Here is an 11,172-nt window from a genome sequence, read left to right as displayed (position 1 = left end):
ATATAATTTTGAATATAATATCAGAAAATGTTATTCCTGGAGATCACGGAAAAATCTTCGAGACAAATGCTAAAGATCAAAGTGAACTGGAACAAATTAAAAAGGCTGTCTTAAGAATAGAGGGAGTCAGTGATGTATTACTGAACAATGAAATCTTTCCTCGAGAAATCACCGTACTTACTTCGGCTTTTGTTAATGTAACTGAAGTGGAGGCAGCAGTTCACGAAGAGGGATTCCATGTTTTGCCCAAAACTCTTTTTCATTTATAACTTAAATCAAACAACAAACTCCAAACTCCAAATTCCAAAACTGCTTGCCTTTTTCTCTGGCAGATATAATTCAGTTTGCGCAGCGAAACTGAAATTTGTATCTAAACTAAAATAAAAAAACAAGGACGACTTCAAGTTGGCTGAGCCTGCCTGCCTTTTTCTCTGGCAGGTGAATTTCAGTGCGCGCAGCAAAACTGAAATTTGTATCGAAGTCTAGAAATTTTTACATTTGCCACTTTAACTCCAATTGTTCTTCATTTTTATAATTTGCAACCTTAAGATGCTTCAACTAAAAATAAATCAAAGTCTCCTAGAATGCGGCACTGATGAAGCGGGGCGTGGATGTTTGGCTGGACCAGTTACTGCTGCGGCAGTAATTCTTCCTGACAATTTTCAACATCCATTTTTAACTGATAGCAAACAACTTTCAGAGAAAAAACGACTCGAATTAAAAGATATCATAGAGCGTGAAGCGGTCTGCTTTAAAGTTGTGCACGTTATGATGGGCGAAATTGACAAAATCAATATCCTCAACGCTTCCATTTTGGGAATGCACCGTTCCATAAAAGGGCTTTCAAGCGCTCCAGAATTTATCGCCGTTGATGGCAATCGCTTTAAGCCATTTAAAAAAACACCGTTTGAATGTGTGGTAAAAGGCGATGGGAAGTACCTTCATATTGCTGCCGCATCCATTTTGGCGAAAACCTATCGGGATGAATATATGACCAAACTTCACGAAAAATTTCCTCACTATAATTGGAAGCAAAACAAAGGCTATCCCACCAAAGAACATCGCGAGGCCATCCGAATTCACGGCGCAAGCATTTTTCACAGGAAAAGTTTTAAGTTATTATCCCCCTAATTTCAGTAGGGAACAAGCTCCTCCCCTTTGGGGAGGCTGGCAGGGGATTACTGTTGACAACCCGTCAATAAACTATTTATAGATTTCACCATATCATTACTTTTACTTGTTATTTTTGCGCTATGGGAAATTTTAGCAGGAAGTTATTCACGGTTTTACTTTTCGTACCGCTGTGCTTCGGAATTTTGACGAGTTGTGATCAAACACCTCCAAAAACGGGAACTTTGATGGATTATATTCCTCAAAACCCAGAAGTGGTTTTTAAGATTTCTAATTTTGAAAATTTACAGGCAGATATTGCCAATAATTCACTCTTGTCAAAATTTAAAAAAACCGCTCCCTATTCCTTTTTTACCGAAAAGGCGGGCTTGCTAAAAAACTTCCACCCTGAATCTGAAAGCCTTCTGTGTATCAATAAGATCAACGATTCAGTTTCGGCCTATACCTTCATTTCAAAACACACCAAAAATCTTTTTCAGGTAGATTCAATTAAAAATAAAACTATTGAAACCTTAAAAATCGACGAACAAAGCTTCCAAAGGCTTACCATTAACGATGAAACAACCTACTCTGCATTAATTGACAGTGTTTTTATTGCCTCCTCTTCCCAAGAATTGCTACTTGATATTTTAAATAGAAAAACCGAAAGAGAAGCCACTTTTTCCAAAGTCTTTAATTTACCTACTACTAGTGAATTTATCGTATTGGTTCGTGGAAATAAAGTTGCAAAAAACGATTCTACAAAAATAAATTTCACTTCATGGAGTGCTTTGGATTTCAACATTGCTCCTGAAGCCTTGACCGCAACTGGAATTACCTTGGCAACCGATACCATTCCGCAATTACTCAATGTTTTTAAAGATCAAGTTCCACAACAAAATAATTTTTCCGAATTAGTGCCAACAGATGCTGTGGGTGCGATAAGTTTTACTTTTAATGATGCCGAAAAATTTCAACGAAATCTAAGAAAATTTAGAGGCGAAAAAGAAAATATTGAAACCACTGGAATTTTTGGTTCCATAAGCGAAGTTGGATCCATTCAGCTTAAAAACGAAAGTGCCGTTTTTATCAAAAGTATCGATCCACTGATGACTGGAGATGCTTTGGCACGATATCTTTCGGCAGTAGATTCTTTCCGTGAAATTAAAATCAGCAGTTTTAGTGAGCCAGAATTATTTGAAAAAACTTTTTCTCCCTTTATAAGCTCGAAAAAAGCAAACTTTTTAGTTCAACTTGAAAACTTTTTCGTTTTTACTGAAAATGAAATCACCGCAAAACAAATCATCAGTGACTTTCAAAATAACAACACCTTAAAAAATACTCCTTATTTTCAAAATGCCGCAAGTGATTTAAGCACGGATTCTTCCCTATTGATTTTTAAGATGCACGGCGATTTTTCAGAAACCATCTCAGGGATTTTTGATGCGACAAGCCAAAAAGACTTTAAGAATATTTCTCTTGAAAAATTTCCTTTGGCAGCGCTACAGCTAAGTTATGATAGAAATTTTGCACATATAACACTCAGCATTAAAGAGTCTGGTGCCAGTGTAAAAAGTATTTCAGGGAAGGTTTCGGAAAAATTCAATTTGAAACTAGAAAACACCATTCTAGGCCATCCACAAATTATTGAAACTAATAATGGCAGCACAAATGTGGTAGTTCAGGACATAAGCAATAAGCTCTATTTTATTTCCGCAGGTGGAAAAATTCTATGGACAAAAAACCTGGGTGCCGCCATTTTGGGTAAAGTTGAAGATGTAGAAATCTCAGGAAGCAAACATATTGCATTTACAACGAAAGACGCTTTTTACCTATTAGACCGCAATGGAAAGGATGCAAGTTCTTTCCCTATAAAATTTAAAGACGAAGTAACGCAGCCACTTTCAGTTTTCGACTATGACGGCAACAGAAACTATCGTTTTATTGTGGTTCAGAACAAAGAGGTTTTAATGTATGATAAGCATGCGAAAGTCGTAAAAGGTTTCGGCTTTAACAAGGCTAAAAGCACCATTGTACAATCGCCTGTACATATTAGAATGGGCAATAAGGACTATATTGTAATTGCAGAGAAAAGCGGAAAACTCAATATCCTAAGCAGGGTTGGAAAACCTAGGATTTCTGTTTCAACAAGCTTCCATTTTTCTGATATTCCCATTACCGAAGAAGGTAATAATTTTGTAGTGATCACCAAAGAAAATACCAAGGAACAGATTTCACAAAGTGGACAAGTGTCTTCGATAAAATTGAACGTTGGCGGTAATTACTGGTTTGCAATGGAAGGAAATACAAAAGCGACTCTAGACAATAATTTATTGCGAATTGACGGTAAATTAGCTGAGCTTCCGTTAGGGATGTACACAAAACCACAGTTGTTCAGCATGAACAGAAATGTGTACGTGACAATAACAGAGACACAGGAGAAAAAGGTTTATGTTTTTGATGAAAATGGAGCTCTTCTAAATGGGTTTCCCGTTTATGGGACTTCCGAAGCATTTTTAGAAGGTGGAAAAACAATAAATCTTATTGTGAGAGGCGAAAACGATAGCGTTTTAATGTATTCTTTTTAAAAACAAACCATAATTCGCAAGAGATACATACCTTCCTTAAAATTTAACCAGAAGAAGATTTTATTGAATAATTTTTCAAGTATGGAATACCTTCTCCCCAGCTCCAAAATAATTACGGAAGAAATAAATTTAAATAAATTCGGTATAACGGGATACTCGCTCTTTATACGCCGCGAAGATCTTATTCACCCTTTTGTTTCTGGAAATAAATTTAGGAAACTGAAATACAATCTAATTGAAGCAAAAGAGCAAAAATACAACACACTGCTCACTTTTGGGGGTGCATTTTCAAACCATATTGCCGCGGTTGCCGCCGCGGGAAAGGAGTTGAATTTGAAAACTATAGGAATTATTCGTGGGGAAGAACTGATTTCGAAAATCTCCGAAAACGCAACCCTTTCTTTTGCAAGGAAATGTGGAATGCACTTGCAATTTGTTACGCGCGAAGTCTACAGACTAAAAGACACTTCCAAATATAAAAATCATTTAAAAGAACAATTTGATGATTTCTATCTAATTCGCGAAGGTGGAACTAACGCACTAGCCGTAAAAGGGTGCGAGGAAATTTTACCAAAAGGAAATTCCTTCGACTATATCTGTGTTCCTGTGGGCACTGGAGGTACGATGGCGGGCTTGGTAAAAGCTTCAAATGAAAGTCAAAAAGTATTGGGATTTTCCGCATTAAAAGGCAGTTTTCAGACTTCAGAAATACAGAAATACACTTCAAAAACGAACTTTGAAATCACCGATTCTTATTGTTTTGGAGGTTATGGTAAAATAGATATGGATTTAGTTCGTTTTATAAATGAATTTAAGGAAAAAACCAATATTCCATTAGATCCAGTCTATACTGGAAAGATGTTATACGGCATCATGGATCTCCTAAAAAAGGGGCATTTCAAAGAAAATAGCCGTATTTTCGCGATTCATACTGGAGGCTTGCAAGGAGTTGATGGAATGAACCAAAAATTGAAAAAGAAAAACCTACCTATAATTAAATAGAATGATTACCAGAATACTAACGCTTCTTCTTGTTTGCACTATTTGTTTCAGTAGTTGTAAATCTAAAAAAACCGCTTCCAAACACCGAAAAAAACATAAAACCGAACGTGTTGTTAGAGTGAAAAAAACCGTTAATGAAAAGAATACCAAGGCCGAAGAACCATCTGTTGTTGATGTTCCCGTAAATATTTCCTACAACCAACGCGTGGCAAATTACATCAATGAATACGCTACCATTTCCAAGGAAGAAATGCTTCAGTATGGAATTCCTGCCAGTATTACCCTGGCCCAAGGGATCTTGGAAAGTGGAGCTGGCGCTGGAGAACTTACTCGAAAAGCCAACAATCATTTTGGCATAAAATGTCATACCGGTTGGGAAGGAGACAGAGCCTATCACGACGACGATGAAAAGGGAGAATGTTTTAGAAAATACAACGACCCAAAGTATTCTTATAGAGATCACTCTTTATTTTTATCGCAACGAAGTCGTTATGCATCTCTATTTAAACTTCGGAAAGACGATTATAAAGGTTGGGCAAAAGGCTTGCGGAAGGCAGGTTATGCAACCGACCCCAGATATCCCGAAAAACTAATTAGCATTATAGAACGATACAATCTGCATGAATACGACCATGAGGTTTTAGGCACAAAGTTGGGCAGAACAGCTCCTGATGATTCCAAAATAGGAACCTATTCGGTTCGAGCTGGCGATACCCTTTACAATATTTCTCGCAGGTTCAACCTTACCGTGGAGACACTTAAAAAGTACAACGGACTTAGAGGAAATGAAATATCCATCGGACAAGTTTTATACCTCCATCCAGTGAAAAATCGGTAACGGATAGAGAGTAATCTCCGAATCAATATTTCGTAGCATAGAAACAAATAGTTTAATTTTTGAAATAATATCATGAAGTACCAAAGAAGCAGCGCCCTATTTACAGAAGCACAAAAAGTTATTCCGGGGGGGGTTAATTCACCTGTTCGCGCTTTTAAAGCGGTTGGCGGCACCCCAATTTTTGTTGAAAAAGCAAAAGGAGCCTATTTGTATGATGTTGATGGCAATAAATTTATAGATTATATAAATTCTTGGGGGCCCATGATTTTAGGCCATGCCCATCAGCCCGTGGTAAATGCAGTTGTAGAAAAAGCCCAAAAAGGAACTTCCTTTGGAATGCCCACGGAAATTGAAACCGAAATTGCAGACTTAGCAGTTTCTATGGTTCCCAATATTGATAAAATCCGTTTTGTGAATAGTGGCACCGAAGCTTGTATGAGTGCCGTGCGACTTGCACGTGGGTTTACAGGAAAAGATAAAATTATAAAATTTGCTGGCTGCTATCACGGCCATAGCGATTCCTTTCTAATTCAAGCGGGAAGTGGCGCCGTAACTTTTGGAACTCCCAACAGTCCTGGCGTTACTGAAGGTACAGCAAAAGACACCCTAATGGCGGTTTTCAATGATTTGGAGAACGTAGAACAAGTTATCACTGCTAATAAAGGCGAAATAGCCTGCGTCATTCTAGAACCTGTAGCCGGAAATATGGGATGTATTCCCCCTGCAAATGGATTTTTGGAAGGTCTTCGAAAACTTTGTGATGAAAATGATATCCTTCTAATTTTTGACGAAGTAATGACAGGGTTTAGACTCGCTGCGGGAGGCGTTCAAGAACTATCTGGTGTGAAAGCGGATATTGTAACCTTTGGAAAGGTAATTGGCGGTGGATTACCCGTTGGCGCTTTTGCAGCACGCACCGAGATCATGGATTATTTGGCGCCCATTGGTCCAGTTTATCAAGCTGGAACCCTAAGCGGAAATCCTTTGGCGATGGCCGCTGGATTGGCAATGCTGAAGGAATTAAATGAAAACCATGAGATTTTCAATTCAATAAACAAGAAAACAGAATATTTACATAAAGGACTGCACGAAGCCTTGACTTCAGAAAATGTCAAGTTTACAATCAATCGTATTGGTTCAATGATTTCAGTGCATTTTTCCGAAAAACCAGTTATCGACTTCACCTCTGCTGCAGAAGCGGCTAGCAATAATTATTTTAAGAAGTTCTTTCACGGTTTGCTTAACGAGGGAATCTATATTGCACCTAGTGCTTATGAAACTTGGTTTATCTGTGAAGCACTTAGCTACGAGGATTTAGACGCTACTATTGCAGCTTGTAAAAAAGTAGCAAAGACTTTGGATTAAAGTAAGGATAGATCTTATAAGCATAAACTAAAATAAAGCCCTTTCCAAAAATATGGAAAGGGCTTTATTTAATTATAATTAATCACTAATTATTCGTTTTTAAGCCATTCAGCGTATTGATCAGCTGTTAAGGTTTTTTTCATAGTAGCGCTTAACTGATCATCCAATTTTTTCTTTTCGGAAGAAACAGCAGCACTTTTTGCGTCTTTACCTTGCACACTTTTTTGATAACCAACTTCTTTTGCTACAAGAGCTCTAAAAATTGTACGGCTCTGATCGCCATTTAGGTCAAGAGTTTCGGTAAGTTTAGCGGTTTCGGCTTTTGCAATTACTTCTGGTCTACTATTATCTTGCGATAATTGTTGGGCTGAACTTGTTTGCACGCCTAGAATCATTGTTATCGCGAAGACAAAAACTGTTACTATTTTTTTCATTGTTTTAGGTTTTGATTTAAAGTTACTAATGTAACTAATTCTATCATAATAGAGACAATAACTAAGCCAGAAACTTAGAATTTATGACATTTTTAATCTTGAAGCCTATTTTTATGGCTCATTCTAGCCTTTCCTCTATGATCTTTATTGCGTTTTACGCTGTGTCTTTCACTTTTCATATCTTTCCATTTTGTTATTTGCTCTTCGGTTAAGATATCCTTCATTTGGTTTTTAAATGTAATTCTTCGGTCAAGCATCGCTTTTTTGGCTTCATCTTTTTGCGCATCTGTCATTTCTTTTCTGTTCTTGTACATTCCAGATCGTTCATTTCTTTTTTCAAGAAAAAGTTGTTTCATTTTTGCTTGTTGATCTGTAGTAAGATCTAGGCTAGACGTCATTTTTTTCACCTTTAAATCAACGCGTTGCTCCGGTGTGAGGTTCGATTTCATTTCCTTGCGATGCGCTTTTTTCTCTAAATTCTTGTCTTGAGCGTTTACGGCAAAAGTGGCAAGTGCCATAAAAATTATTATTAGGTTTTTCATTATATGTTTTTTAAATGTTCGACATAGGTATGACCAACAAATCTCCATATAGTTTAAAGAAACTGATTATAAAAAAAATATGCTCTCAGAGTTAAGGAATTATTCAGCATAAAAAAAGGAGATTCCATTGCTGAAACCTCCTATATATAGTTAAAATATACTAGTTTTTAAATTATCGAAACCATCAAATCAGTATCCGTTTTTTCAACTTTAGCTATTTTGTTTTTAGTCAATCCCTTTATTGCCCTATCCCATTTTTTATTGCTTAAACCACTATCGGTTTTTAGCTCTACCAATGCAACAGGAGATTTAACTTTTAAAAGTTGATAGACTGTTTTTTCATCTTCCGTCATTTCCACTTTTTTCTTTTCAGGGCGCATCTGTGGGAAGAAAAGCACTTCCTGAATAGAAGGATTGTTGGTTAGGTACATTATTAATCTGTCCATCCCTATACCCATTCCGCTTGTTGGCGGCATACCGTACTCCAATGCACGTAAAAAATCGTAATCAATAAATGCAGTTGCTTCATCGTCTCCCCTATCCGCCAGTTTCAATTGGGCTTCAAAACGTTCCCGTTGGTCAATGGGGTCATTCAATTCGCTGTAGGCATTTGCTATTTCCTTCCCACAAACCATCAATTCGAAACGTTCGGTAAGTTCAGGATTATCGCGGTGTTCCTTGCACAACGGACTCATTTCCTTCGGATAATCTGTAATGAAAGTAGGCTGAATGTAATTGCCCTCACACTTTTCGCCGAAAATTTCATCAATCAATTTTCCTTTCCCCATAGTTTCATCTACAGGGATTTTCATATCCAAAGCAGCTTTACGAATTTCGTCTTCTGTTTTTCCAGTAATGTCAAAACCTGTGAAGTGTTGGATAGATTCCGCCATGGTCACTCTAGGATAAGGCGCCTTGAAATCTATTTCGTGTTTTCCAAAAGTAGATTTTGAGGTTCCATTTACTTCAATAGCACAGAATTCCAGCAATTGCTCACAGAAATCCATCATCCAGTTGTAGTCTTTGTAGGAAACATAAATTTCCATAGCCGTAAACTCAGGATTGTGGGTGCGGTCCATTCCTTCGTTTCGGAAGTTTTTAGAAAATTCATAAACACCGTCAAATCCACCAACGATCAACCTTTTTAGGTATAATTCATTGGCTATTCGCATATACAAAGGGATGTCAAGCGAATTGTGATGTGTTATAAATGGTCGCGCCGCAGCACCTCCGGGAATCGGTTGTAAAACTGGAGTTTCTACTTCAAAATACCCACGTTCGTTAAAGAAAGTGCGCATGGCATTGTAAAGCTTGGTGCGCTTTATAAATATTTCCTTGACGTGCGGATTCACTACCAAATCTGCATAGCGTTGACGGTAGCGTTGTTCCGGATCTGTAAAGGCGTCGTGAACTTTCCCTTCGGCATCAACGCGCGGTTGTGGCAATGGTTTTAAGGCTTTACTTAAGAGAGTAAAACTCTTCACCATAATGGTTTTTTCACCTACTTGAGTATTGAAAAGTTCCCCTTCAATACCGATAAAATCACCGATGTCGAGTAATTTTTTGTAAACATCGTTGTAATGGCTTTTGTCTTCGCCAGGACATATTTCATCCCGGTTAAAATATACCTGAATCCGACCATCAGCATCCTGAAGCTCCGCAAAAGAAGCTGAACCTTGAATACGTCGTGACATTAATCTTCCTGCAACCACTACTTTCTCCCCTTCCTTAAAATTCTCCTTTATCTTTTTTGAAGTGATATTTACAGGATAAAAATCTGCAGGATATGGATTGATACCGCGTTCACGCAGTTGATTGAGTTTTTCTCTTCGGATGATTTCCAGTTCAGTAAGTTGCATATAGTATGTATAAAAAATAAATTCCAGCCTCTGGCTGGCGGGTGCAAAGATAGGCAAATGGTGTGCTAAATCATAACTGGGGAATCTGGAAATTAGAGAAGAAAGATAAGAGATATTGAAAACCGGATCCGAGATACTATTTTATTTATAAATAAATATCAGCGCAACTAAAGGCTTAAACACAAAAGACACACTGGAGGCACAAAGTTCTCGGAGAATTTATTTTTAATTTTTGTGTTTGGATTTCCGTTTATGAATCAATTAGCAAAGCAATCCAAATAACAAAACCTCAAATAAAAAATATTAATTGTAGATTTGTTGCATATGAGTTTTTGGAGAGTCCTGCTTGCAATTTTATTTCCACCGCTTGCTGTTATTGGCAAAGGCTGTGGATCTGTATTAATCGTTTTAATACTTACCGTCTGTGGTTGGATTCCTGGCGTGATTGCTGCACTAATCATTTTAAACAACCCTAAAAGTTAATTGTATGAAATGCCCGTTAACAAATTGTAAACCAACTGAAGATGAATATTGGGGCATTCCATCTTCCTATTTCTCAAATATTTTATACAGATGAAACTGAAATTACTTTTTTTATTCGCAGTCGCTCTTTCCGTAGTTAGTTGCCAATTTAATGAAACCATGGTTTTAAACGAAGATGGCAGTGGCTCTATGTCCGTTGAAGTCAACTTGAGCGAAATGATGGCATTTGGTGGTGCAGCGATGATGGACACAGCTCAGGTAAAAGTGGATACCATGATTTACATCAAACAATTTTTGGAAGAGAAAAAAGACAGTATCTCCAAACTTTCCAAAACCGAACAAGAGAAATTAAAGAAGCTGGAAAACTTCAATATTCACGTAAAAATGAATACGGAAAACTCTGAAATGCTTTATGATATCTCTACCAATTTTAAATCCGTTAATGAGGCAAACGATATTATGAATGGGCTGGAACAAGCTAGCAAAATGGCCCCAAACAAAGATGCCGAGCCAGAAGGCATTAGCAAAGACAAAGATACTCCAGAAATCATTGGCGTAAATTATTCCTTCGAGAAAGGTATTTTCAAAAGAGATGCTTATATTAAAGATGAAAAGCAGCACCAGCAACAAGTGGATAGCATGCAACAAGCCGCAGCATTTATGGGCGGATCGTATTATACTTTGAAATATACGTTTCCGAAGAAAATTAAAACAACATCCAATCCGGACGCCACTTTTTCCGCAGACAAAAAAACTTTAACCTTGAAAAAACCTTTTATTGAGTATTTCAAAGATCCTGATGTATTGGATTTGGAGGTGGAGTTAGAACATTAATAATTGCTCGATGTTGGCTTCGATACATCCGCCGAGGCGGACACTCAGCCACCTTTGCTAGGGCCTGTATAGTTTAAAATAAATTAATTAACCAATATTGATGTGGCTGAGCCTGCC

General features: G+C 37.4%; 11 protein-coding genes. 8 read left to right on the top strand and 3 right to left on the bottom strand.

Annotation, left to right across the window (positions count from 1 at the left end; genetic code table 11):
- The first annotated feature begins 8 nt into the window (after positions 1–8).
- From G440_RS0104930 to hemL, 6 genes are all read left to right on the top strand, one after another.
- The gene (locus tag G440_RS0104930; RefSeq protein ID WP_026450286.1) at positions 9–269 is read left to right on the top strand and encodes a heavy-metal-associated domain-containing protein; all 261 of its coding nucleotides are present in this window, start codon (positions 9–11) and stop codon (positions 267–269) included.
- A 280-nt stretch (positions 270–549) separates the two neighbouring features.
- Complete coding sequence (locus G440_RS0104925; RefSeq protein WP_026450285.1) at positions 550–1,131, top strand: ribonuclease HII; 582 nt, start codon at positions 550–552, stop codon at positions 1,129–1,131.
- 227 nt (positions 1,132–1,358) lie between these two features.
- Complete coding sequence (locus tag G440_RS0104920) at positions 1,359–3,698, top strand: hypothetical protein (RefSeq protein WP_157417863.1); 2,340 nt, start codon at positions 1,359–1,361, stop codon at positions 3,696–3,698.
- An 81-nt stretch (positions 3,699–3,779) separates the two neighbouring features.
- Positions 3,780–4,700 (top strand): 1-aminocyclopropane-1-carboxylate deaminase/D-cysteine desulfhydrase, encoded by a 921-nt coding sequence (locus G440_RS0104915; RefSeq protein WP_034259042.1) that lies wholly within the window; start codon positions 3,780–3,782, stop codon positions 4,698–4,700.
- A 1-nt stretch (position 4,701) separates the two neighbouring features.
- Positions 4,702–5,538 (top strand): glucosaminidase domain-containing protein, encoded by an 837-nt coding sequence (locus G440_RS0104910; RefSeq protein ID WP_026450282.1) that lies wholly within the window; start codon positions 4,702–4,704, stop codon positions 5,536–5,538.
- A 72-nt stretch (positions 5,539–5,610) separates the two neighbouring features.
- Positions 5,611–6,903, top strand: a complete 1,293-nt coding sequence (hemL, locus tag G440_RS0104905; RefSeq protein WP_026450281.1) for a glutamate-1-semialdehyde 2,1-aminomutase — start codon at positions 5,611–5,613, stop codon at positions 6,901–6,903.
- 89 nt (positions 6,904–6,992) lie between these two features.
- On the opposite strand, the gene G440_RS0104900 is transcribed toward hemL, so the two are convergent.
- From G440_RS0104900 to lysS, 3 genes are all read right to left on the bottom strand, one after another.
- Positions 6,993–7,337, bottom strand: a complete 345-nt coding sequence (locus G440_RS0104900) for a hypothetical protein (protein ID WP_026450280.1) — start codon at positions 7,335–7,337, stop codon at positions 6,993–6,995.
- Positions 7,338–7,429: 92 nt separating this feature from the next.
- Positions 7,430–7,879: a hypothetical protein gene (locus tag G440_RS0104895; RefSeq protein ID WP_026450279.1), complete on the bottom strand. Its 450-nt coding sequence runs from the start codon at positions 7,877–7,879 to the stop codon at positions 7,430–7,432.
- Between the two features lie 167 nt (positions 7,880–8,046).
- Positions 8,047–9,738, bottom strand: coding sequence for a lysine--tRNA ligase (gene lysS / locus G440_RS0104890; protein WP_026450278.1), 1,692 nt, complete (start codon positions 9,736–9,738; stop codon positions 8,047–8,049).
- Positions 9,739–10,062: 324 nt separating this feature from the next.
- On the opposite strand from lysS, the gene G440_RS20930 reads away from it, so the two are divergent.
- A complete protein-coding gene (locus G440_RS20930; protein ID WP_084426593.1) occupies positions 10,063–10,221 on the top strand; it encodes a YqaE/Pmp3 family membrane protein in 159 nt (52 codons plus the stop codon).
- A 90-nt stretch (positions 10,222–10,311) separates the two neighbouring features.
- Positions 10,312–11,055, top strand: coding sequence for a hypothetical protein (locus tag G440_RS0104880; protein WP_034259037.1), 744 nt, complete (start codon positions 10,312–10,314; stop codon positions 11,053–11,055).
- Positions 11,056–11,172: the final 117 nt, after the last annotated feature.

Origin of the sequence: Aequorivita capsosiphonis DSM 23843, assembly GCF_000429125.1 — a bacterium.
Lineage (GTDB): Bacteria > Bacteroidota > Bacteroidia > Flavobacteriales > Flavobacteriaceae > Aequorivita > Aequorivita capsosiphonis.
Note: the sequence above shows the minus strand (reverse complement) of the source record. Positions and strands in the feature narration are given on the sequence as shown.